Consider the following 24408-nt stretch of genomic DNA (forward strand, 5'->3'; position numbering starts at 1 on the left):
GTTGTATGTTCTATAGTGCGTTAATCTATCGCTAAAATGATGTGATCAGCCAGAGCTATTTACACGCTTTCCACAGCCGATCATGCTGAGGTACAGGAGCTGTAAAGGTGAGAGGTTCTTTTTTTACAGGATGGATTAAGGATAAACTACGGGCATGCAGGCTTATACTGGCATCTGGATTGCTTCGGGGAGCGCCGTATTTTAAATCGCCCTTGATTGGACTGCCAATGGCTGCTAACTGAGCTCTGATTTGATGGTGTCTTCCGGTTTCTAAGGCGATTTCTAATAAGACATATCTGTCTAATTTCTTTTTTACCGTGTAGGTAAGAATGGCTTTTTTTGTGTCTGGTTTTTCTTCCGCGTAAGCGAAACTTTTATTTTGTTTAGGATTGCGTTTTAGATAATGCACTAACCGATCTGTTGCTTTTGGTGGTGCCTTTTGTACCAACGCCCAATAGGTTTTTTGCGTTTCACGTGCTGCAAACAGTTTATTGAGTCGGGTGAGCGCCTTACTGGTTCGCGCAAAGAGTAAGACTCCGCTGGTGGGGCGATCCAGTCGATGCACCACACCTAAATATACTGCGCCCGGTTTATTGTATTTCTTCGCGATGTATTGCTTGATAATCTCACTCAAAGGGTCATCTCCCGTTTTATCGCCTTGTACCAAATCGCCTGCGCGTTTATTTACGACGATAAGATGATTGTCTTCGTAAAGGACTTCAAGGTTTTGTAGGGTGGTATGTTGGGAGGAATGGTTGATAGTCAGATTAGTTAGACGGGTTAGATCGTTAGATTTGATAGACGATTTAGATGTGTTAGACTGGTTAGATGTGTTAGACTGGTTAGATGTGTTAGACCGATTAGATGTGTTAGACTTTTAGATATATAATATTTAATTCAAGGGTTTTGATTAGTATAATATCGATATGGAACAGATGAAACTACTTATTTGAGGGTGGATTTAAATTTAGAAGTCATTTTGATTATTTCTTGTAATTCTGAGATTAACGAATTGCAGTCCTCATTAGTTATAAAGTTTAAATCACTAGATATCATTAATTGAGTTTCTATTTCATACGCTGAACCAATGGCATAATCCAGAAATCGTTTAAACTCTTTGTTTGTTCGTCTTGAGCTACCTTCGGCAATATTACTGGGAATTGAAACGCTGGCACGTCTCAGCTGATTAGTCAAACCAAATTTCTCATTATCAGGGAAGGTCTTGGTCATATCGTAGATGAGTGTACAAAATTCTCTACTCCTTCTCCAAATAGTAAGTTCCCTAAATTTATGAGTTCCCATAATTTATTTTCATATTTCACTAAAGGAAATTACTGTTTAAAGGATGTAATCTGTCTAACAGTCTTATCCATCTAATAAGTCTAGATAATCTAATTAATACTGTTCCTCCTCATTAGGAAAATCCACCGCCTTAACATCTGCGCTGTATTGTTTAAAGGCTTCAGTCATTTGGGTATGCAGGTCTAAATACCGGCGTAAAAAACGCGGATTAAACTCATGGGTCATTCCCAGCATATCGTGGGTAACCAATACCTGACCGTCTACACCACTACCGGCACCAATTCCGATCACGGGGATGGTAAGACTCTCAGCGACTTCTTTTGCCAGTTTTGCGGGAACCTTTTCTAATACCACGGCAAAACAACCGCATTTCTCCAGCATTTTGGCATCATCTTTAAGCTGTTGGGCTTCTGTTTCTTCTTTTGCGCGTACGGTATAAGTGCCAAATTTATAAATGGATTGGGGAGTTAATCCCAAGTGTCCCATCACAGGGATACCTGCGTGAAGAATACGTTTAATAGACTCTTTAATTTCTTTACCACCTTCCATTTTTACCGCATGTCCGCCACTTTCTTTCATGATTCTTATGGCAGATCTAAGCGCCTCTTTAGGATCACTTTGATAACTACCAAAAGGCAGATCAACCACCACCAAAGAACGTTGAATTGCCCTCACCACACCAGAGGCATGGTATATCATTTGATCAAGTGTGATGGGTAACGTGGTTTCATGACCTGCCATCACGTTAGAGGCGGAGTCACCCACCAGAATCACGTCTATCCCGGCCGCATCTACAATCCTTGCCATGGTGTAATCGTACGCGGTCAACATGGAGATTTTCTCGTTGTTCGCCTTCATCTCAACCAAGGATTTTACCGTGATGCGTTTATAGTCTTTCTTAGCAATGCTCATAAAATAGAAATTAATGCGGGTAAATGTAGTAAATTAGATGCATAAAATGACGAGAAGATATGCGTAGACTAGTCCTTATTCTGCTTATTTCGCTTAGCGCGGAAGGCATTGCCCAAGAGACGATAGCTTCTGCGGAAGCTGAAGTAAAGACCACTATACAACAATTTTTTACTGACTTTCATGCACAAGACACTGTCGGACTAAAACAGCGCGTTAGCGATAAAATTTTAATGCAAACCCTAGTCCCTGAAGCAAATGGAAAACACCATGTCGCTCAAGTCAACTTTTCGGTGTTCGCCGCTTCTATTGCGGGTATTCCTACTACCACTACATTTAGGGAAGACATCCTGGATTATACAATTATGATTGATGGCGCCATGGCCCATGCCTGGACGCCTTACCGCTTTTATATCAATGATGAATTAAGTCATTGCGGAGTCAATAGTTTTACGCTGGTCAAAGAAGAAGAAACTTGGATGATTGCCCACATTATTGACACCCGACGAAAGGAAGACTGCGAGTAATTATAGCGCTTAAGTCGCTAACTTGATAATATTCGGGGGAGCAGGATTAAAAAAACGACTCCATTATTCATGGCATGCAGGGCCATTGGCCAGACCATAGATTGGTTGAGTATTTTTATTTTTCCGAAGAAATAACCCGCAACTATTCTAGGGAAGATCAGCAGAAAGAGCACCAAATTAAGTTCAAAGCCTTCTACATAATTCATGACATGGATCAGTCCAAAGAGTAGACTGGTTACCATCCACATAGCCACATAACCACGATTGAGAAAAGCCAGTTGCCGATGTACAAAAGGGGTATTCAATAACTCCTTTAGCGCCATCCACAAGAAGATTCCCAGTACCAGTAAAAATCCATTAGCAATCATCCAATGTACATCTGCCGGAATAAAGCTTCGACCTAAAAATATGATCCAAGCGGTAAGAAAAAATGCTGCTTGAGACAACGTAGGTTTGATCAGCGTTCTAAACATTCCTTCTTCTAATAGGGGCGCAATAATCACCGTCGCCACTAAAAAATATAGCGGATCATCGCGCATTAAATCCATCAAACTAGCCTGTTCGTATTCGTCTCCTGTGATCCAGGGATAATATTCTTTCAAAAGGCCAAGCACGATGAAAAATATAAAGTAAATCAGAAAAAGCCTTCCGAATAATCGGAGCAATACAGCTGCTTTTGAGGAAGAGGAACGACGCACTAATTCTTGTTTAATAATAGGTATTTCATAAAGGATAAAGGTTACAATTTTTTTCGGCAATTTTCATCATGTTAAATATTCCATTAAAATGGATTAATTCCATATTTAGATTTAGTTTTGTGGTATGGAAGTTCAATCTGTAGGAAAACTAAATAAAAAGACGCAACGCTATGAACCCGGAGTGTCGAAGCAAACCGGGTTTCCCAGTCCGGCGACCCACTATGCTGAAGCTACCATCGATCTTAACCATGAACTCATTGCCAATCGTGAAGCGACTTTTTTTGTGAGGGTAGATGGTGAGGATATGTTGGATCAGGGTGTAGCGCACAACGATGTTTTGATCATTGATCGGTCTATTGCACCAAAATCTACTGATGTCGTCTTGCACGTGAAGGAAGGGGAGTTTAAGCTTGACAAGATGTCTACAGAAGTAATAGAACTATGGGGAGTGGTTACTTATATAATACATGCAACTCGATGATCGCTTTAGTGGATTGTAATAGCTTTTATGCGTCTTGCGAACAGGTGTTTCGCCCTGACCTGAAGGGAAAGCCTGTGGTGGTACTGAGCAATAACGATGGGTGCGTAATCGCTGCCAATGCCGAAGCTAAAGCCATGACTCATATCCCCATGTTTGAGCCGGTTTTCAAAATAAAGAATCAACTCATTGGAAATGGAGTTACGTTGTTCTCCAGCAACTACACACTTTATGGCGAAATGTCTCAGCGGGTGATGGATATTTTAACGCGTTTTTCGCCTCAGGTTGAGGTGTACAGTATTGATGAGTCCTTTGTAGATCTTGGGGGGTTGCAACATACAGACTTGACTCAATATGGTCATCGTATCAAAAATGAAATCTTGCGTGATACAGGCTTACCTGTGGGCGTTGGTATCGCCCCTACTAAGGTATTGGCGAAACTAGCCAATCGAATGGCGAAAAAGATTAAGGATAATCAGCACGTGTGTGTTATAGAAACAGCGGCAGATCGGGAGCGTGCGCTCAGATGGGCATCCACCAAAGACATTTGGGGATTGGGCAAAAAACATGTTGCCCGCTTGGGTAAATTAGGCGTATACACTGCCCATGCCTTTACCCAATTGCCATTGGCTTGGGTGCGCAAAGAAATGACAGTAGTGGGGGAGCGCATTTGGCGAGAATTAAGGGGAGAACCTTGTTTGGAATTGTTGATGGCCCCAGAACCAAAAAAGGCGATAGGAACAGCTAAATCTTTTGGCAAAAAACTCACCGACCTTTCTTTGATTGAAGAGGCGTGCGCGTATTACGTGACCGAGGTGAGCGAAGTACTTCGGAATCAAAAGTCCTGTGCGGCGTACATTCAGGTGTTTTTACAAACTAACTATCACAGTCAATATGACAACCAGTATGCGAATAGTATTACTGTGACTCTTCCGCATCCAACCAATAGTACGTTTACCCTAGTGAGTCATGCTAAAAAGGCACTGCACAAGATTTTCAAACCGGGGTTTCGATATAAAAAAGTAGGGGTGAATTTAAGCGGAATAACACCTCAGGAATTTGTACAGGGAAATTTATTTGAAGAAGAAGCGCAGGCACATTCAGCTGAATTGCAAGCGATTGTAGATGCATTGAATGGTCGCTATGGCAAAGCCACGGTTTTTTCGGCGCAAGCCGGAACCCGAAAAAAAGAATGGGAGCTCATTAAAGAGGAGCGCAGTCCCAGATATACCACTCAGTGGAATGAGTTGCTTAGGGTGAAAACGTGAATTTGAATTTGAACTTGAAATCGAACTTGATCTAAAATTTAGATTAAGATAGAACGCGTTAGTAGGTAGTGACCGTAGGAATGCTAATGGTTTGTACTCTGTTGATGATCATAACTAATCACCCGTTTGAGTTTCCAAGTATCATTTTCTAGCAACCAAAGATGTGTAAATTTTGCTGTGCTGCCAGCCGTTTCAGGTTGGTTTTTTACTTTTTCAAAAAAACGATGTTCACCTTGTTGAACGGCTCCGTAGATTACTCCGTTATTCTTGAGTGGATAGACTACTAGGCTCTCAGGGATAAGTTCCCTGCGGGATTGTACGTTTGGGTTTCCGCATAGCCCATTTCGAAAATTGTTGATAAAAACAGCTTTAGTTTTCTCAACCCCTGCGATGTCATGGTAAAATTCCAGGTCATCGCTAAGTAATTCCTCCATGGGTTGGATATTACAGTGATTAAAGGCCACCTCAAAAATTAGGCTGTCGTTCGCTTTTAAGGTTTGGTACACAACATGATTCTGTTCAAGTTGTCCTAAGGCTGAGATCGATATAATGAAAAAGAAAGATAAAACTAAAAATCGCATAGCATTGAGATAAAAGAAGCTCTCTAAGCATGAAGAGAGCTTTTTATGATTTTGGTTGATTAGTGATTACTCTTTAGAAACAGAGCCAGAAACTCCGTCTTTGATATTAAGTTTTACAGGATTACCTACGTAACGAATGTCGCCGCCACTGTTGGCAGTTCCTTGCATTGTTTCTGTCGCATGCACCACGATATCAGCTCCGCTGGTTGCTGTGGTGTTGGCGTGTTTTGCAATAAGCTCCTTTGCATTGATATCTGCCCCGCTGGTGCTGGTGGCATCGATCTTATCTGTTTTACCTTTCAAGACGATGTCTGCTCCACTTGTACTTTTTGCGCTGATACTTTGACTATTTAGTGTGAGCTTTATATCTGCACCGCTGGTAGACACCAGCTGTAAGGTCTGAATTCTAAGTGGTTCGTTCGCTGATACATCAGAGCCACTGGTCGCTGTAATTGAATTGATCTCTGTAAAAGTGACATATACATCTCTTGCATCAGCAAAAGAAATGTTTTCTTTGGTAGTAACAATAAGCGCTTCTTCTTTTACATAAACATCTATGATTTCATGCAAGTTTTCATTCGCTTCTACAACGACTTTTTGATCGTTGCCCTGGGTAAGAAAAACATTCATCCCTGCGGAAGCCTTTATTGAATTGAACGTGGGAACATTTTGTGTAATACGTGTAACTTCTCCCGTCCCTCTAACTCCCAAATCGAAATTGCAGGATATGAGGAGCACAGAAAAAATTAGGCCGATAAGTACTTTGGTAAGTGTGGTCATAATAATTGTTTTATTGGTTGATTAATTATTGATTCAAATGTATAAGCAGTAAACAAATCTTGTTAATATTAATTACTGAATTGGCAGTTTAGTAGACCGAATTGTCGTTACCGGTTTTCTTAATTTCTACTCCGTTTTCATCGATTTTAATGGATTTGACATTCTCACCATTGGCCTTAATGCCATCATCGTTGATTTCAATTTTAACTTCTTTATCATTGATTTTGATGGAAGCTTCAACGCCATCCTCGCCTTCCGGCGTGTTATCGTTATCCCAGTTTTCATCCCAATTGTCATCATTCCAGTCGTCATTTGTATCTTCAGGACAGGTAAGGCATTGTATTTCTTCATCTTTAATGAGCAAGTATTCTTCCTCTTGACCATTTTCAAGCAAATCTCCATAAAAACTACTGCTACGGTGATAATTGTAGGTGTTTTGATCGGCATATAAAATACTTCCGACAGGCAAATACACAATAACCTGTACTTTTTGATCTCTAAATTTATTAGAAATTTCTGTCTCTAAGTAGGTTTCTAGCACTAGCGTATTATCAGAGAGTTTATAGGAATAGTTAATGTATTCTGCAAACTCCCGGGCTTCGGTCGGTGAAGAACCTTCAGCCATTTTTACCAGTTCAATTCGTCCGGTAGGATTTGAAGTTGATCGTACAATGAGGCGCACATCATTTGTCTTAATGATGTTATTCCCTTCGGCGTCTGTGGTAATTTTGAAATCATTGTTGCGACCTCTAAAGCGTGCGTAGTACGTATCGGTATTCATTTGAATGCGCAGCGTGTCATTTGCTTGCAGGTTCAATGATTTAGTTGTAGTCACTTCTCCATCAAATGCGTGAACTGTAGCTTGTCTAATCCCTAGAAAAATAAGGGCCAAGATGGAAACAACCCAAACGACAATCAGGGCGATTTTTGCCGGAGTTCCTATCGATTTTAAATTATTGACTAAAATTTTAAGTCCCACGACGAATAGCACAAAAAATGGTATGGCTATCGCAAAAAATGAAAAGAGAGAGACTAACCATAAGGGTGCGCCAATATTAGCTGCGTCCACATAATCGATCCACGGTGCATCGATTAAGCCAAATGTTCCTACACTAAATAGTCCTATAAATAAGGCAATGAGTGTGGTGGCAGAAATTAGAATCAATAGAATCCCTACGAATTTGATAAAAATGTTAAGCAAAGCACTAATTACGCTTCCTATCCCATCAAAAAATGAGGAAGAGGTTGATTTAGCACGGGATGCGTATTTTTTATAATCCACGTCTCTTACCTTGTCGGCTACATAATCAATTTCTTCTTGAACTTTACGCTGAATGTTATCAATATTCACGGGTTCGCCACGCATATCGAGTTTTTCTGCGGTGGTTCTTGCTTCTTTGGCAAAAATCCAGAAGATGATATAAATGATAAGGAAAGCTCCCTGAGTTAAGATTGTGAGTAAAACCCATAAGATTCTTAGCCAGATCGCCTCAATGCCTAAATAGTGACGCAGTCCAGAAATTACTCCGCCAACATATCCATTTTCAGGATCGCGGTAAAGGCGTTTTTGACGTTTGGAGGATGGTTCTGTGTAAGTTTCTTCTTCGAATAGATCCTCATCTACGCGGTAATCTTCGGGCTGACCCATAATTTCGATCACATGATCTACATCAGTCATGTTGACGACCTGTCTGGTTTCTTTGATGCGCTCATGAAACAGTTCTGCAATACGCGCTTCGATATCTGCAATAATTTCATCACCTCCCTGACTACTGCCAAAGGTTCGTTTTATCGCTTCAAGGTATCTTCTCAATTTAGCATAAGCATCTTCATCGATATGAAAAAAGACTCCGGCCAGATTTATATTTACAGTTTTGTTCATTTTTTGGCGTTTTTTTGTGTGGTAACTAAGTTGACGGCGTGCTGCAATTCATTCCAGGTACCGGTGAGTTCGTGTAAAAAGGTGACTCCATTTTCTGTGAGTCCGTAGTATTTTCGCGGGGGTCCGCTGGTGGATTCTTCCCAACGATAATTGAGTAATCCTGCATTTTTTAGACGTGTGAGTAAGGGATAAATGGTTCCCTCTACTACCAATAGTTTAGCGTCTTTGAGCGTTTCAAGAATTTCGGCTACATAGGCATCGTTATCTTTTAAAACAGATAAGATGCAGTACTCCAGCACTCCCTTACGCATTTGCGCTTTTGTGTTTTCTATATTCATAGAACTGGGTTTAAGTCGTTAAGATGTCGCCTTCAGGGGATGAGTCTGCGGCGGCATCGGTTGATGTTGATTGTTCGTTTTTAGTTTCCCTACGAGGTTCTGACGTAGCGGAATTGATTGATGAATGACCTCCCGTAGAGGATGATTGAGTTGAAATAAATGGAATACTTAGCGGGTAATGATACCGTTCACCTTCTCCCGCTTTAAGGGCAGCAGTAATGGTGCTTACTAATTCAAGGATGATGAGTCCTAATCCTAAAAGACCAATGATGATGTAAAAAATAAGTAAGGGTAGCAAATCATTTTCTACTCCTATTTTTCTAAAATCTCGTGGTAATTGGATAAGCTCATCGATCTGTACCATTGCGATGGCTGTCCCGGCAAGAGCTATAGTACCTAGAGCAATCCAATAGATAAATGTACTTAGCTGAAAGTTGAGCATTTCTTTACCGTGATGATCTACAAAAGTCCTTTTTCGGTTAGGAACCCATAACACTAACGGAAACATAAAATTACCCAACGGAATGAAAAGTTTTGTAAATGCTAGTAAGTGAATGACCGCACTATAGGTTTGATCGTTTTTTTGCTCCTTCTCTGGAGCGATTGATTCATGTTCTTTCATAACCAGTTATTGTCTTATGCAAAGATAAGTCTAAAAAAAGGTAGTGTGTTACACATAGTACTAAAAATTAACATTTAATTAAGAATATCGAATACAATAAATATTATTAATAAATTGATTATCAAGTGTTTAAATTATTGCAGATTTTTTGGATCATATAATTACTTTAAGATTACAGATCGTAAAAATTTGAATTATAAAATGAATTTGATCGCTTACCCTTTTATTCATTCAATTTTTTCTATTTTAGAAATTCAAATTTTTGCTATGTCACTTTCACCCGCTAAGATTAATCTCTTTCTACTTTCAAAATTACCCTCTGCCTGGTTGTGTGGCGTGCGTTTAAAGCACATGAATGAAGAAGAGGCATTAGTTACGGTGAAACATTCATGGATCAATCAAAACCCATTCAATAGCATGTATTTTGCAGTACAGGCGATGGCGGCAGAACTCTCTACGGGAGCTTTAGTTATGAACAAGATTAGAGCTAGTGATCGAAAAATTTCAATGTTAGTAGCTAATAATAAAGCTACGTTTATCAAAAAGGCAACCGGTAAAATCTCATTTACCTGTACAAATGGGAAGGAAATAGCGGCTGCGATAAAAGAGTCCATCAAAACAGGTGAAGGGCAAACCTGTTGGATGCAATCAGTAGGGGTGAATGAAGATGGAATTGCTGTCTCTCATTGGGATTTTGAGTGGACGGTTAAGGTTAAAGGTACTAGGTAATAGGTACAAGATACAAGGTTCGAAATACGAGGGACAAGTTTAAGGTGCGATTCACAAAGTCCAAAATTGAAAGTACAAGGTACAAGGTTGAAGGTACAAGTTTGAAGGTACAAAGTTAAAGATAAAAGGTTAGAGGTATGAGGTCCAAGGAACGTGATCTAAAGCTGAAGATTTAATTAAAGATTATAAATCTGCTCAATTGCATATAAGTATTGACGTGAAGAGTTTATGTGATCATACTACAATACAGAATTTTAAACCAATTTTTATCATAAACCTGTAACATTTCTTATCGCATGTTTACTTACCTATAGATAGTTCATTAATACATAGAATAGAACCTTCAAATTAGTTTTTTAAAATTCAAAACCCGAAACTCAAAACCCATGAACGCACACGAAATTGACTATACCATCTACGGCGAAGAAATGCAATATGTAGAAGTAGAACTTGATCCGGGTGAAGCTGTTGTTGCAGAAGCCGGGACCTTTATGATGATGGACAGCGGCATTAAAATGGAAACCATCTTTGGTGATGGGTCAGAAAAGAATAAAGGTTTCTTAGGCTCACTTTTGGGAGCCGGTAAGCGTATTCTTACCGGTGAAAGTCTTTTTATGACGGCTTTTTACCATGCCGAAACCATGAATAAAAAACGCATTAGTTTTGCCTCGCCGTATCCGGGTAAGATTATTCCTATTGATTTAACCGCTTATCGCGGAAAATTTATTTGTCAAAAAGACGCCTTTTTATGTGCTGCGAAAGGCGTAAGCGTCGGCATCGAATTCAGTAAAAAATTAGGTCGTGGTCTTTTTGGAGGTGAAGGATTTATCATGCAAAAGTTAGAAGGCGACGGAATGGCATTCGTCCATGCAGGTGGAACCATGGCACGAAAAGAATTAAGAGCAGGAGAACAACTTAAAGTGGATACCGGTTGTATCATTGGTTTTACTCAAGATGTGGATTATGATGTGGAATTTGTCGGCGGAATCAAAAACACCATTTTTGGAGGAGAAGGATTATTTTTTGCAACTCTAACCGGTCCTGGCATCGTTTACGTTCAATCTTTACCCTTTAGCCGTTTGGCTGGTCGTGTACTTGCTTCCTTACCTAGAGGAGGAAAAGATAAAGGAGAGGGAAGTATATTGGGTGGATTGGGCGATTTACTCGATGGAGACAATAGATTTTAAAATTTATTTAAGAAATGTTTTAACAATCAGTATAAAAGATAAGAAATGATGATTTACTATATTTATTTCGAATTTATTCTTGGGGACTCTATGATATAAACTACTTAACCTAACGTACGATCACATGTCAAAAGAAATGTTTGAATACACCAAAATGATCTTGAAAAAAGTAAGTTTTGATGTTCACTTATTCTGCAAAGAAGTGAAAAAAGCCATGAATAATTTACTCCCCCATGAAATTGAAGAGCTTAAAATTTACATTCAGTCGCTAATCGAAAAAAATCCAAAATTAGATCAGTGTATGATCTATCTCAATTAACCAAAGCCTGAATAAACCTAGTATTCACCTCGTGTTTTCCACTAAATTCATGGATGCTTAAGCCGGTAGGGAATAGGTGTTGTGCTTTTTCTTTTTCGGTAGTGATTCGATCTTCTGTTAGATACTCGTCTTGATCACCATACACCAAGTAAGTTCGGGTTTCGGCGAGTGCGACTAAATCCTTAGGCTCTAGTTCTGTCGGGATTCCTCCAGAGTGTAAGATCAAATCGTTTGGGACAAGGGTCGTCTGTTTAAGCCATCTCATCATAATTGAAACACCTTGAGAGTAACCCATGCATATAAATCTTTTGTTTGTATGTTTACTTAATTCTTCAAGTTCTGCGACCTTATTCATATAATTCATAACATTGGTTGTTTCCATAGCAGTATCTACTCTGGTTAACCAACTTGCCCCAACATGCTTAAAATCTGGTCCCTGATAATATTTATTTGGGGCTTGCGGAGCGATAATGTAATTTTCAGTTGAATCTAATTCTTTAAAATAGCGAATAAAATATTTACTCAGATAACCCATCCCATGACATACTAACCATATATTTTTTGTTTTATGGGTTATCTTGTTGAGGATGCTATAGGTGTTTGTCGCGGTATAAATGGCTTTCTTTTCCTCCATGGCATTAATGGTAATTATTCTTAGTCGAGTTTGTATCTTTACCTATGTAAATGTAGTACTATATGAAATTATCCAAAGAAGAAATTCTGGCTAAATGCGCACAAATGAGTCAGAACACACTCATGGAAACACTTAATATTGAGTTTATAGACGTTGGTGCCGATTTTTTAATCGCTAAAATGCCGGTGACTTCAACAGTACACCAACCCGATGGAGTCCTACATGGCGGCGCATCAGTTGCATTGGCCGAGAGTGTTGGTAGCGCAGCAAGTATGATGTTTTTAGATGCTGAAAAATACTACATTCGCGGAATAGAGATTTCTGCCAATCATCTTAAGAGCAAACGAGAAGGAGAGGTTTTTGCGCATGCTACCATAATCCATAAAGGCAGAACTACACAGCTTTGGGAAATTAAGATTAAAGACGAAGAAGACCAGCTTATCTCCTTAGTAAAACTAACTACCATTGCTCTACCTAAAGTTTAAGCTGTGCATTCTACTAAAGATTTTTTTAATCAACTCAACACCCATTATTTAAAAAAGTTGCCGTTTGTTGTTTACCGAAAGCCTAATGATAATATCATAAAAGCTTTTTTACAGACCGATACTGCCTTACTCTATACGAGTGAATACCAAGAGCAGGGATTCGTATTTTCTCCATTTAGTTCATTAAAACGCACTGTTTTATTTTCAACTCACAAATGTACGTTGCTGGAGACGAGTGCTAATCAATTTAATTTTACCAAATCTTCACCAACTCAATCTCCTACGTTTAAAATAGGTGAAAAAGAAGATCATATTGCGCGTGTCCAAAATGCCATCGATACGATTAAGAATTCATCCCTTAAAAAGGTGGTGATTTCCAGAGTGCAGGAGCTTCCGCTTAGTGGTCATGATCCATTAGAGGTTATGCAGCGCATGGTTGATCGATATGCTTCGGCCTTTGCCTACTGTTGGTATCATCCTAAGGTAGGACTCTGGCTTGGCGCAACACCAGAGACCTTCTTCCGCTTGACGGGAAAACAGATAGAAACCATGTCCCTGGCTGGAACTATAGATTTACAAAAAAATGATACTAGAAGCTGGAGAAATAAAGAGCTGGAGGAACAGCAAATAGTGACAGATTATATTATCGAGAAGCTCAACATCGCAGGAGTAGAGAAGGTGACCGGTACTCCTGCTGAAAGTCATCAAGCAGGTAATTTGTTACACTTAAAATCAAAGATTACGGGCAGATTGGACAATTCACACCTTAAGAATATTGTAGATGTTTTACATCCAACACCTGCGGTTTGTGGTTTCCCCACCAAAATAGCGCAGCAATTCATTTATGAGCACGAAGGGTATGATCGCGAATTTTACACCGGTTTTTTAGGTGAATTAAATCTCACATCGTCCAAGCCTCGCTCTGATCGACGCCAAAATATTGAAAATCAAGTCTATCGTTCTGTAAAAACAACAACTGATCTTTTTGTAAACCTGCGTTGTATGCAATGGCGTGATTTGACTGCTTACGTATATGTCGGTGGCGGTATCACGGCTTTAAGTGATGCTGAAGCCGAGTGGGAAGAAACCTTGTCAAAAAGTGCAACGATGGCAGATGTGATGGTTAAATAACCGCTAATTGACAGCGGTTTTAACATTGTGTGATGTATTTTTACCTACAGTATGAGTACACCTATTTTCTCCAGTGTTCCGTTAGCTCAATCTATCGTTGCGTTATGCGTAAAACATGGAATTAAGCATGTAGTTATTTCTCCTGGCTCTCGTAATGCTCCCCTAACCATTGGCTTTGCCAATCATCCTAAGATTACTGCCTACAGTATCGTAGATGAACGTTGTGCGGCATTTTTTGCCTTAGGAATGGCGCAACAAATGCGTGAACCAACTGCGATTGTATGCACCTCTGGTTCAGCTGTTTTGAATTATTATCCGGCAGTGGCAGAGGCGTTTTATAGTGATATTCCTCTGGTTGTGATCTCTGCAGATCGACCTGAGTATTTGATTGATATTGGGGACGGGCAGACGATTCGTCAAAATGAAGTATTGGATCAGCACGTATTATATTCTGCCGTGCTTAAAAGTGACATTAGGGACGAAGATAAAATTCATGTTCTCAAGCCTTTACCGGCATTTGTTACAGAAGAGAATTCTAAGGATCTTGCGCAAGAAATCATAGCGGGGAATGAAAAAGAAATCAATACCGCACTGAGCACAGCGAGAGATAAGCGTGGTCCTGTACATCTTAACGCACCATTTAATGAGCCTTTGTACAATACAACAACAGTAGAAGTTGTTCCTGCACTTTTTGACCAAACAAACAAGGTGAAACAGAATGAGGAGAATCCTAAAATAGCGGATCTATTAATTAAGATAAAAAATGCTAATCGAATCATGGTGCTTATCGGTGTATTGCATCCCAATGAAATCGAACAGGATTTTATAGAGCTCTTAGCAAAAGATCAGCGGGTCGTTGTGTTAACCGAAACAACTGCCAACATACACCATCCTAATTTTTTCCCGGGTATAGATACGCTTATTGCTCCCATAGAGAAGAATGAGCAGGCACAAATGCTCTATGAGCGATTACAGCCAGATATCTTAATCACATTTGGAGGAATGATCGTTTCTAAGAAGATTAAAGTTTTCTTACGTAATTATCAACCTAAAACTCATATCCATGTCGACCCTAAACATGCGATGGATACCTTTTTTTGTTTAAGACATTTCATGCAAATCACGCCTAATGAGTTTTTTGAAAAAATAAGTTCTGCATTTGGATCTTCTTCAAGCACATATAGACCCTTTTGGGATGAAGTGAAAACGCATCGTATTGCAAAACGAGACGCGTATAGAGCGCAAGCACCTTACTCTGATTTTACGGTATACCCGGTTCTTTTTGAACACATCCCGCGGCCTCAGATCATTCAACTTAGCAATAGCTCCACAATACGGTATTCGCAGTTATTTGATCTGCATCCAGATCATATCATATATTGTAATCGCGGCACCAGTGGAATTGATGGAAGCACGAGTACAGCAATAGGACATTCACTGCATGCCAAAGAGCCCACAACGCTTATTACAGGAGACCTGAGCTTCTTCTATGATAGTAACGCTTTGTGGATTGATCATTTACGGGATGATTTAAGAATCATTGTCATCAATAATAGCGGGGGTGGAATTTTTAGAATTCTTCCCGGAGATACTTCAGCTGATTATTTTGAAAAATATTTTGAAACAACCCACGAACTCAATGCAGCTTTCTTGTGTACCATGTACAACTTAGCATACGCTAAAGCGGAAACCTTAGAACAGCTAAAAAACCAGTTAACCTCATTTTATTCCTCCTCAAATCGACCTAAATTATTAGAAATTTGCACTCCGAAAGCAATAAATGATGAAGTCTTACTGGATCATTTTGATTTTATGCGGAAGGATTTTTAATTATTTTTTTTAACATTGTCAAATTATGTGTACATTGAAGCATTGAATACGTAACTAATTAATTTTAAACAAATAACTATGAGTAAAAGAGACGAACTAATTAAAAAGTATGCCGAAGATCTTAAGGATAAGGTTGGAATGAATCCAGATATGGATTTATTAGAAAAAGTTACCATCGGTTGTGGTCCTTCAATTTACAATGCTGATGCTGCCACCGTTTCAGGAAGTGATGAAAAAGAACTAGAAACCGTTAAGAATAACTTTTTAGTTAAGAAATTAGGATTAAAAGATGAGCCAAAATTGATGGATGCTATTCATGCCGTTATCGAGAAGTATGGTAAATCCAATCGAAATAAATATCGTGCAGTAGTATATTATATGCTTACAAAGCACTTTAACAAAGAGTCTGTTTACAAATAGGATTAAAACTCTTTTTACAGTAAAAAAGCCCCGAATTTCGGGGCTTTTTTGTGCTATCATCTAAAAAGGGAGTTAGCAACGAGAAGTTTATTCAGTTCGATCATAGATTTTATTGTATAAGCTTTTGTAACGCTCTTTTATTACTTTTCTTTTTAGCTTCATGGTTGGGGTAAGATGACCTTCTTCAATACTCCAAACTTCAGGCGTTAATTCAAATTTCTTCACTTTTTCCCACTTACCAAAATTTTGATTGTGCGTATCTACTTCACGCTGAAAGCGTTGATGTAATTTTTCATCTGCACACATTTCTTCCATGGTCATGGTGTGGTACTTTTTGTCCTTACGCTCAGACCATTCCTTGACAAACTCCCAGTTAGGCTGGATTAATGCAGCTGGCATTTTTTCACCTTCACCTACCACCATGATTTGTTCAATGAAACGGGATTGCTTCATGGCATTTTCAATGAGCTGAGGTGCGACATATTTTCCTCCAGAGGTTTTGAACATCTCCTTTTTACGATCTGTAATTTTTAAGAAACCTTCGGCATCTATTTCTCCAATATCTCCGGTATGAAAATATTCACCGGTCATCACTTCTGCCGTTTTTTCAGCATCTTTATAGTATCCCATCATGACCTGAGGTCCTTTGACAGTGATTTCTCCGTCGCTTTCAATCTTTACCGTGGTATCGGCAATTGGCTTGCCTACGGTACCAACTTTAAACCCCTTGTTTCTCATGTCGTTTACAGATATTACCGGAGACGTTTCAGTCAGACCATAACCTTCCATAACGTTCATTCCGGCAGCATTGAACACCCTGGCTAAACGCGGCTGCAATGCAGCACTACCAGAGGCGATAACTTTGAGATTACCTCCTAGCGCCTCTTGCCATTTTGAAAAGATGAGCTTGCGGGCAATCTTCAGCTTAAATTCATACAAACCACCATTTTGTCCGTAAGGTTCATATTTATGTCCTACATCTACGGCCCAAAAGAATAGATTTTTCTTAATTCCGGTAAGGTCTGCTCCCTTCGCAATGATTTTATCGTATACCTTTTCCAGCAAGCGGGGAACAGCCGTCATCACTTCTGGTTTAACTTCTTTAAGGTTGTCACTAATAGTTTCTAGACTTTCTGCAAAGTAAATGGTGACTCCACTATACTGATAGAGGTACATCAACATGCGTTCATAAATATGACATACGGGTAAAAAACTTAACGCGGTGGACTTACCGGGTTCAATCGGGAAACGGGCTGCACTGTTGATCGCATTACTTACGATATTTTTATGACTAAGCATAACTCCTTTTGGTCTACCGGTAGTACCTGAGGTATAGATAAGCGTTGCTAAATCAGTCTCTTTTACAGCAGCTTTTAGTTCTTCTACTTGGGTCTGTGTTGCAGTGTCTTCGCCTGCTAACAATACATCATTCCAGCTTTTACATCCTGAGATATCATTGAAGGAGTAAATTTCTTTTAGGGAAGGTACATTCGCTTTGATCGCATTGATTTTTTCAAATACTTCTTCATCTGAAATAAAACAATACACAGATTCTGAGTGATTCAATACATATTCATAGTCTTCTTTAGAAATCGTAGGATAAATAGGTACGTTTTGAGCACCAAGCTGTAAGATGCCAATGTCACAAATATTCCATTCTGTTCGATTATTTGAAGAGATTATCGCGATCTTGTCATTGGGTTTTACCCCTAATTGAAGCAATCCACGACTTATCTTATTGGCGCGGTCTAAATATTCTTCGGTAGAGGTAGAAATCCATTTACCAGCATATTTAGTAACCAGTGCTTTATCTAAATTGTATTTCTCTTTTTGATAATATGGAAAATCGAATAAACGAGTAACTGTGTTCATTGGCTTGATTTATTAGTAGTATTGCAAAATATGAAATAAGCTACCTATTCACCAAACAAATGCTTAAAAAAAGGTATGGTTCATCGAAAATCTGTCAATTTTATATCCATTCAATAAGGACTATTATTTGATCAGCTTAAATACTTTTTTCTGATTATTTTCTACAACGGTTAAAAAGTAAACTCCGGCAGCTAAAGCCGATGTATCCAAAACTGTTGAGTTGTGTATTACCTGTTGAAGAATTTGCTTTCCAGATAAAGAGGTTAAGGTAATAGTAGCGGGCTCTGATGTATTTTTAGTGATGGTTAGCTGATCCTGCATTGGATTGGGATAAACCTTGAATTGCTGATCAAATAGATCTGGCGTTGACAATACTGTATTGTCCAGTACATTAACTCTTAGATCATCAAAATAAAAACCGTCTCCTTGTATGATATTGTCTGAAATCAAATGAAAACGAAGCAATATTTGCTCTCCTACATAATCACTCAGTGAAATTTCCTCTTCTACCCAGTTAGTTTGCGTACCGTCATAAAGAGGTTCGCCTGTAGGTTGGTTAGAACTACCTGCATTAGTGAACTTACCACATTGAGGCTGCCAGGTTTGACCATTATCAGTTGAGACTTCAAATTGAACGTAGTCCCAGTCATTCTCAATATCCCAGCGTGCAAAAAAACTAACATTGGCTAAAGTTGCCTCTGTGAGGTCAATAGGGTCTGAAAGCGCAATAGTTTTATCTTCATTACTACCGTAATCACCATTTGGAGAGTCTGTTATAGAAGTGGAAGGACTAACAAACGTAGAAGAGGTTGTACTCCATCCATCCTGATCGTATACAGCTAGGTCTTCGCCTAGTTCTTCAAAAGCAATACTCAATTCACCGTATCGAACAGAAACTTGAATCACTTCTTTACTCCAACCATAATCTGCTTCTACATTGAGAAGCACTTCATCGCCAACGGCAATAGATTGATCCAAGGTGATTGATACTGTTCCACTAACAGTCTCTAAAGGATTAAGTCCTGTGTACAAAAATTGACCATCGTAGGTTTCAATATTATTACTCAACGGAGTAATGTTAATCGCGAAATCACCCTGACCACCGGCACCTAAGCGTTTTAACTCAAAAGGAATTTCAAATGATAAGGCATTTCCAATAAAAGAAGGTGGATCTATACTTATTTCGGCATAGTTATGTGCCAATCGTGCTGTCGTAATGTTAGTAAACATCATTTCTTTTGCGATAGGTTCAATACGGCTTGAAGACGGCCAAAAGGTATCTCCAATCTCTGGAGTGAAGGCGTAGATTTTGTTATGCGTATTGACCGTACCATACATAAAATCATCACTATCACCCGCAGCAGGATAAAGCCCCGCAGAAATTATGTTAGCATAGCCGCTTTCTTGTACCATAAGTTCAGAAATTTCCTCAAAGTAGGTATCCTCTGGAGTAGGTACATTATTGGCGTATCCATAAGGATAAAGTAGGAGTTCGCTAAAACTATGATTGTTGAGGGCAAATACAAATTCATGTTGTTCTACAAACCATTTAATGGCTTGATTTTCTACCTCACTAAATGGCGCTACTCCATGATACGTTTCACTAAACCCGTCTGAAGAAGCTCCCTGACCTCCCCAAACGCCATTAGCAGGATTTCCATTGATATAATAATCATAGTTACGGTTGTTATCTACCCCAAAACTCCCATTTCCATTATTTTTTCTATTTTTTCTCCAAAAACCGCCCCCGTTAGGATCTGTTTTTTGATTGTATAAGTAACCATCTGGATTCACAACAGGAATAAAATAGAGCTCAGATTGGTCTACAATGTCTTTGATCTCATCATCAGAATCATAATTCTCAAGGAGATACCACATATAAAAGATCAACTGGGATAGCGACATGGGCTCACGGGCGTGATGAATGGAAGTATAAAGAACCTCTGGCTCCCCGGTTTCATCTGTAGTAGGATTATCACTTATCCTTACCCATTGCAATGCATTGCCACCTATGCTAGGCGTGACTGATGTATCGGGTTGACCTTCTGTCAAAAAATCACCTACATTTTCTCGGCTGGTTATTAAGTTAGGATAAAGTGAATGCATTTGATCTAATTCATCCAACACTTCTTGGTACGTAAAATAGCCACCCATTGAGCCTAAATTAAAGTTTTGGGGAGTTTCGTACGTAATAGAGGCCTGGCTATCATCACATGAAATATTGCGTAAATTTACAGTTGAACTTTTATTGAGCCTTAAAAAATGTTCTTTAAGATCTTCTACTCTTATAGTTACATCAAATCCTAACTTACGCAATTGATCAATCTCTTGCTTAGAAATTTCTGTTTCAAGCATATTACCTGATTTAAAGATAGCATGGTCAATCGCGATACCATGATGGCTCAATTGTTCCAGTTGCTCTTTACTATCATAGGCTATAATCGCCCGACTGTATTTCACTTGGGCCGTTGTGCTTAGCATGTAAAAGCTTGCTACAGCAAATAAAAATTTCTTCATAATTTATATTAATTTTTTTCGATCCACTCCCTTGCATTAACAAAGGCTTGAAGCCAAGGCGTTACCTCGTCATTTCTGTCTTTTTCGTAATGCCCCCAGTTCCATGGAAAGGTAGAACGTTCTAAATGCGGCATCATCACCAAATGACGCCCAGTTTTATCAGTCATCATGGCTGTATTGTAGTCTGAACCATTTGGGTTTGCCGGATAGGAATCATATCCATATTTAGCTACAATGGCGTAGTGTTTTTCTTGTTTTGGAAAACTAAATTTTCCTTCCCCATGCGCTGCCCAGATGCCTAAGGTACAACCTTCTAACGAAGAAAGCATCACAGAATTGTTTTTTTGGATGGTGACAGAGGTAAAATTACATTCAAACTTCCGTGAATCGTTATGCAACATTGTGGGTTTTTCGTCATCCTCTTTATTTAAGAGACCTAATTCAACAAACAATTGGCATCCATTACAAACTCCCAGTGATAAAGTGTCTTCACGATTAAAGAAGTCAGTAAGCGCTTTATTCGCTTTTTCGTTGTATAAAAATGCTCCTGCCCAGCCTTTGGCTGATCCCAACACATCAGAATTTGAGAATCCGCCAACGGCCGCGATTAGTTTAATTTCCTTTAAATCTTCTCTGCCATGAATCAAGTCGGTCATATGCACGTCTTTTACATCAAAGCCCGCCAGGTAAAGCGCATTAGCCATTTCACGTTCACTATTGCTTCCTTTTTCTCTAATAATAGCGGCTTTAGGCCTGGAGGTCATTTTGGATAAATTTGGTTTTTTACCCGTGAAGTTCTGAGGAAACTTAAATCGTAAAGATTGATTTTTGTATGACTCAAAGCGTTCTTTAGCCTTTTGTGCGCCAGACTGATGTCGATCCAACAAGTAAGACGTTTTATACCACTGGTCACGTAAGGACGAAATTGGCAAGCCTATCTCCACACCATGGTTTTTGATGACTAATTCATTAGCTTCGGCAACTTCTCCCAATCTAATATACTCGAGATTTTGCTTCTCAAATAGCTGAATGTCTTGATCATGGTTAAGCTGAAAAACCACTCCAATATTTTCAGCAAAAAGAAGTTTTATGGTATCTGGTTCGCTTAACGCGGAAAGATCTAAGGATGCCCCCAAATCGATATCTGCAAAACACATTTCAAGTAGCGTCGTGATAAGTCCGCCGGAACCTACATCGTGACCCGAAGCAATTTTACCGGCTTTAATAGCTTCCTGAAATGTATTAAAGGCTTTCTTAAAATACGTCGCATCTTTGATCGTGGGAGCCTGATTACCAATGGTACACTGCGTTTGGGCAAAAGATGACCCTCCTAATTTAAACTCATCTTGAGAAAGGGGTAGATAATATATCGATCCTGCTTCCATCTGTATTACAGGCTCTACTACTTTTGTAATATCGCTGCAATGACCTGTTGCCGAAATAATTACAGTACCGGGCGAAATCACTTCTTTACCATCAGGATATTTTTGTTTCATAGATAAAGAATCCTTACCGGTGGGCACATTTATCCCTAACTCTATCGCAAAGTCAGATACCGCTTTGACCGCTTCATACAAGCGTGCATCTTCTCCGGGATTATTACACGGCCACATCCAGTTAGCTGAGAGTGAAACCGAGTTTAATCCATTTTCAAGCGGTGCAAAAATAATATTCGATAAAGCTTCTCCAATGGAATTTCTGCTTCCGGCAACCGGATCTATCAACGCTGAAACAGGGGAGTGACCTACGCTGGTAGCAACACCATTTTTTCCTTTATAATCCAATGCCATCACCCCGCAATTATTAAGCGGAAGCTGAAGCGGACCAGCACACTGTTGCTTAGCTACTCTACCGGTAACACAACGATCTACCTTGTTGGTGAGCCAATCTTTACAGGCTACTGCTTCCAGTTGAAGCACCTGATCTAAATACTCCTGAAAATGCTCAAGACTGTACGATGGCGTGCTATAATTTCTAGAAAGCCTAGTATCTTCCATGATGGTTTTAGGAGAACTTCCAAACATATCCTCCAGCGCAAAGTCCATGGGTTTTTCACCCGTTTTTTTTGATTCAAAACAAAATCTATGATCCATGGTTACATCTCCCACGGTGTACATAGGAGAACGCTCACGATCTGCAATTTTTTGTAAGGAGTCTATGTGTTCCTGGGCAATGACTAGTCCCATACGTTCTTGGGATTCGTTGCCAATCAATTCTTTAGCAGAAAGGGTGGGATCACCTACCGGTAGAGCATCTAAATTAATGTGCCCTCCGGTTTCTTCTACCAATTCAGATAAACAGTTTAGATGTCCACCGGCGCCATGATCGTGTATAGAAACAATTTCCTGCGCTTTACTTTCTACAGTACCTCTAATTACATTAGCGGCGCGTTTTTGCATTTCGGGATTAGAACGTTGGACTGCGTTAAGCTCAATACCAGAACTAAACTCGCCTGTGTCTGCACTAGAAACCGCGGCACCTCCCATCCCAATGCGATAGTTTTCACCACCCAGGATTACAATTTTATCTCCTTTTTCGGGAGTATCTTTTTGAGCGAGATCGGCTTTACCATATCCTATTCCGCCGGCAAGCATAATGACCTTATCAAAGCCAAGTTTTCTGGCCTCGGTATCTAACTGATCTCTTTTTTCGTTGTGCTCAAAAGTAAAAACAGATCCTGCAATGAGAGGTTGCCCAAATTTATTCCCAAAGTCAGAAGCACCGTTAGATGCTTTGATCAAGATATCCAACGGACTTTGATACAGCCAATTGCGTTTTTCTAAACAGTTTTCCCAGGGTTTATTTTGAGCATCGCCAGCAGACTTAAGTCTGGAGTATGATGTCATGTAAACGGCTGTGCCGGCAAGCGGTAAAGAACCTTTTCCGCCTGCGAGACGGTCTCTAATTTCGCCACCAGATCCTGTTGCAGCACCATTAAAAGGTTCTACTGTAGTTGGGAAGTTATGGGTTTCCGCCTTGAGCGAAATAACACTTTCAAAAGGCGTTTCTTCGTAATATTCTGGTTCGTCAGCTCTTTTTGGGGCGAATTGAATGGCTTGTGGACCTTTAATAAAGGCCACGTTATCTTTATATGCCGAAACGATATCGTTAGGATGTTCGACAGAGGTTTTTTTGATTAGTTTAAAAAGAGAAGAAGACATTTCTTTTCCATCAATCACAAAGGTGCCATTAAAAATTTTATGTCGACAGTGCTCTGAATTTACCTGTGAAAACCCAAAGACTTCACTATCTGTGAGCTTTCTACCTAGTTTTTTAGAAAGGTTTTCCAAATAGCTGATCTCTTCTTGATTGAGCGCTAAGCCTTCGGCTAGATTATAGGCGTCAATATTGTCGATATCCTGAATTTTTTCAGGAGTGATATGTACATCAAAAATATCCTGATCTAAGCAGTCATATTTTTGGGAAAGCATGGGGTCAAAATCGTTGTCTTCTTCCGCCAGGGAAAAGAACTGCTCAATGCGTTGAATTCCTTTAATGCCCATATTTTGTGTAATCTCCACCGCATTTGTACTCCAGGGAGTTACCATCGCAGCGCGAGGTCCCATAAAACCACCTTCTAGTTTTGAGCGATGATTCAACGGGGCATTTCCAAAGAGCCAGGTCAATTTTTTGTTGTCTTCTTGAGAAAAGGGTTGGGCATGTTGAACAGCAAAAACAGGAGAGGGACTATTGCCAAAAAATGAGATCATATTTAGTCATGAAAATGAATAACAAAGTTACAAATTCAATTTATATCAAATCAGATTTTGATTGAGGCTATGAAATCTTTTTTGTGATCATTAACTTAAGAGTATTTTAAAAACGTTAAAGATATCTTCTTTTCAATAAAGGCAGATATAATGAATGCTTTATATTAAAAGTCAAACATATATCTCAAA

At 39.4% G+C, this 24408-nt stretch carries 23 protein-coding genes; 10 read left to right on the plus strand and 13 right to left on the minus strand.

From position 1 onward, the window contains the following. Positions 1 to 55: 55 nt before the first annotated feature. The 3 genes from ABD000_RS05150 to panB form a co-directional block, all read right to left on the minus strand. Entirely contained in the window at positions 56 to 760 is a 705-nt protein-coding gene (locus tag ABD000_RS05150) for an RluA family pseudouridine synthase (protein WP_343764804.1), read from the minus strand. Between the two features lie 185 nt (positions 761 to 945). Further along, positions 946 to 1302 carry a four helix bundle protein gene (locus tag ABD000_RS05155; RefSeq protein WP_343764684.1) on the minus strand — a complete coding sequence of 119 codons (357 nt, stop codon included), beginning with the start codon at positions 1300 to 1302 and terminating at the stop codon, positions 946 to 948. A gap of 93 nt (positions 1303 to 1395) precedes the next feature. After that, positions 1396 to 2214 carry a 3-methyl-2-oxobutanoate hydroxymethyltransferase gene (gene panB, locus ABD000_RS05160; RefSeq protein WP_343764685.1) on the minus strand — a complete coding sequence of 273 codons (819 nt, stop codon included), beginning with the start codon at positions 2212 to 2214 and terminating at the stop codon, positions 1396 to 1398. Positions 2215 to 2273: 59 nt separating this feature from the next. On the opposite strand from panB, the gene ABD000_RS05165 reads away from it, so the two are divergent. Next, positions 2274 to 2738 (plus strand): nuclear transport factor 2 family protein, encoded by a 465-nt coding sequence (locus ABD000_RS05165; protein WP_343764686.1) that lies wholly within the window; start codon positions 2274 to 2276, stop codon positions 2736 to 2738. A gap of 17 nt (positions 2739 to 2755) precedes the next feature. On the opposite strand, the gene ABD000_RS05170 is transcribed toward ABD000_RS05165, so the two are convergent. After that, positions 2756 to 3496 (minus strand): CPBP family glutamic-type intramembrane protease, encoded by a 741-nt coding sequence (locus ABD000_RS05170; RefSeq protein WP_343764687.1) that lies wholly within the window; start codon positions 3494 to 3496, stop codon positions 2756 to 2758. Positions 3497 to 3560: 64 nt separating this feature from the next. Between ABD000_RS05170 and ABD000_RS05175 the strand changes: the two genes are divergently transcribed. Then, positions 3561 to 3917, plus strand: a complete 357-nt coding sequence (locus tag ABD000_RS05175; protein WP_343764688.1) for a S24 family peptidase — start codon at positions 3561 to 3563, stop codon at positions 3915 to 3917. Then, positions 3914 to 5182, plus strand: a complete 1269-nt coding sequence (locus tag ABD000_RS05180; protein ID WP_343764689.1) for a Y-family DNA polymerase — start codon at positions 3914 to 3916, stop codon at positions 5180 to 5182. The genes ABD000_RS05175 and ABD000_RS05180 overlap by 4 nt, the downstream gene beginning before the upstream one ends. An 83-nt stretch (positions 5183 to 5265) precedes the next feature. Here ABD000_RS05180 and ABD000_RS05185 read toward each other — a convergent pair whose 3' ends face one another. From ABD000_RS05185 to ABD000_RS05205, 5 genes are all read right to left on the minus strand, one after another. Further along, complete coding sequence (locus ABD000_RS05185; RefSeq protein WP_343764690.1) at positions 5266 to 5763, minus strand: nuclear transport factor 2 family protein; 498 nt, start codon at positions 5761 to 5763, stop codon at positions 5266 to 5268. A gap of 66 nt (positions 5764 to 5829) precedes the next feature. Continuing rightward, on the minus strand, positions 5830 to 6543 hold the full coding sequence (locus tag ABD000_RS05190; protein WP_343764691.1) for a head GIN domain-containing protein: 714 nt from the start codon (positions 6541 to 6543) through the stop codon (positions 5830 to 5832). 88 nt (positions 6544 to 6631) lie between these two features. Further along, positions 6632 to 8425 carry a PspC domain-containing protein gene (locus ABD000_RS05195; protein WP_343764692.1) on the minus strand — a complete coding sequence of 598 codons (1794 nt, stop codon included), beginning with the start codon at positions 8423 to 8425 and terminating at the stop codon, positions 6632 to 6634. Next, a complete protein-coding gene (locus ABD000_RS05200) occupies positions 8422 to 8763 on the minus strand; it encodes a PadR family transcriptional regulator (protein ID WP_343764693.1) in 342 nt (113 codons plus the stop codon). Before ABD000_RS05200 ends, ABD000_RS05195 begins: the two co-directional genes overlap by 4 nt. 10 nt (positions 8764 to 8773) lie before the next feature. Next, a complete protein-coding gene (locus ABD000_RS05205; RefSeq protein WP_343764694.1) occupies positions 8774 to 9385 on the minus strand; it encodes a DUF4870 domain-containing protein in 612 nt (203 codons plus the stop codon). Positions 9386 to 9652: 267 nt separating this feature from the next. On the opposite strand from ABD000_RS05205, the gene ABD000_RS05210 reads away from it, so the two are divergent. The 3 genes from ABD000_RS05210 (at position 9653) to ABD000_RS05220 (ending at position 11620) form a co-directional block, all read left to right on the plus strand. After that, positions 9653 to 10114, plus strand: a complete 462-nt coding sequence (locus tag ABD000_RS05210; protein WP_343764695.1) for a DUF4442 domain-containing protein — start codon at positions 9653 to 9655, stop codon at positions 10112 to 10114. A 386-nt stretch (positions 10115 to 10500) separates the two neighbouring features. Continuing rightward, positions 10501 to 11301, plus strand: coding sequence for a TIGR00266 family protein (locus ABD000_RS05215; protein WP_343764696.1), 801 nt, complete (start codon positions 10501 to 10503; stop codon positions 11299 to 11301). A gap of 124 nt (positions 11302 to 11425) precedes the next feature. After that, positions 11426 to 11620 carry a hypothetical protein gene (locus tag ABD000_RS05220; protein WP_343764697.1) on the plus strand — a complete coding sequence of 65 codons (195 nt, stop codon included), beginning with the start codon at positions 11426 to 11428 and terminating at the stop codon, positions 11618 to 11620. Here ABD000_RS05220 and ABD000_RS05225 read toward each other — a convergent pair. Beyond that, the gene (locus tag ABD000_RS05225) at positions 11613 to 12254 is read right to left on the minus strand and encodes an alpha/beta hydrolase (protein ID WP_343764698.1); all 642 of its coding nucleotides are present in this window, start codon (positions 12252 to 12254) and stop codon (positions 11613 to 11615) included. The genes ABD000_RS05220 and ABD000_RS05225 overlap by 8 nt on opposite strands. Before the next feature lie 62 nt (positions 12255 to 12316). Here ABD000_RS05225 and ABD000_RS05230 point away from each other — a divergent pair, with 62 nt between their 5' ends. The 4 genes from ABD000_RS05230 (at position 12317) to ABD000_RS05245 (ending at position 16120) form a co-directional block, all read left to right on the plus strand. Further along, positions 12317 to 12739: a PaaI family thioesterase gene (locus ABD000_RS05230; RefSeq protein ID WP_343764699.1), complete on the plus strand. Its 423-nt coding sequence runs from the start codon at positions 12317 to 12319 to the stop codon at positions 12737 to 12739. A gap of 3 nt (positions 12740 to 12742) precedes the next feature. Next, the gene (locus tag ABD000_RS05235) at positions 12743 to 13870 is read left to right on the plus strand and encodes a chorismate-binding protein (RefSeq protein WP_343764700.1); all 1128 of its coding nucleotides are present in this window, start codon (positions 12743 to 12745) and stop codon (positions 13868 to 13870) included. 51 nt (positions 13871 to 13921) lie between these two features. After that, positions 13922 to 15700, plus strand: a complete 1779-nt coding sequence (gene menD, locus ABD000_RS05240; RefSeq protein WP_343764701.1) for a 2-succinyl-5-enolpyruvyl-6-hydroxy-3-cyclohexene-1-carboxylic-acid synthase — start codon at positions 13922 to 13924, stop codon at positions 15698 to 15700. A 78-nt stretch (positions 15701 to 15778) separates the two neighbouring features. Continuing rightward, positions 15779 to 16120, plus strand: a complete 342-nt coding sequence (locus ABD000_RS05245; RefSeq protein WP_343764702.1) for a DUF2853 family protein — start codon at positions 15779 to 15781, stop codon at positions 16118 to 16120. 87 nt (positions 16121 to 16207) lie between these two features. Here ABD000_RS05245 and ABD000_RS05250 read toward each other — a convergent pair whose 3' ends face one another. The 3 genes from ABD000_RS05250 to purL form a co-directional block, all read right to left on the minus strand. Then, positions 16208 to 17992, minus strand: a complete 1785-nt coding sequence (locus tag ABD000_RS05250) for an AMP-dependent synthetase/ligase (RefSeq protein ID WP_343764703.1) — start codon at positions 17990 to 17992, stop codon at positions 16208 to 16210. Positions 17993 to 18115: 123 nt separating this feature from the next. Further along, entirely contained in the window at positions 18116 to 20509 is a 2394-nt protein-coding gene (locus tag ABD000_RS05255) for a M14 family metallopeptidase (protein WP_343764704.1), read from the minus strand. Between the two features lie 8 nt (positions 20510 to 20517). Next, a complete protein-coding gene (gene purL, locus ABD000_RS05260) occupies positions 20518 to 24219 on the minus strand; it encodes a phosphoribosylformylglycinamidine synthase (RefSeq protein ID WP_343764705.1) in 3702 nt (1233 codons plus the stop codon). Between the last annotated feature and the right edge of the window lie 189 nt (positions 24220 to 24408).

It is taken from the genome of Gangjinia marincola, from assembly GCF_039523415.1.
Classification (GTDB): domain Bacteria; phylum Bacteroidota; class Bacteroidia; order Flavobacteriales; family Flavobacteriaceae; genus Gangjinia; species Gangjinia marincola.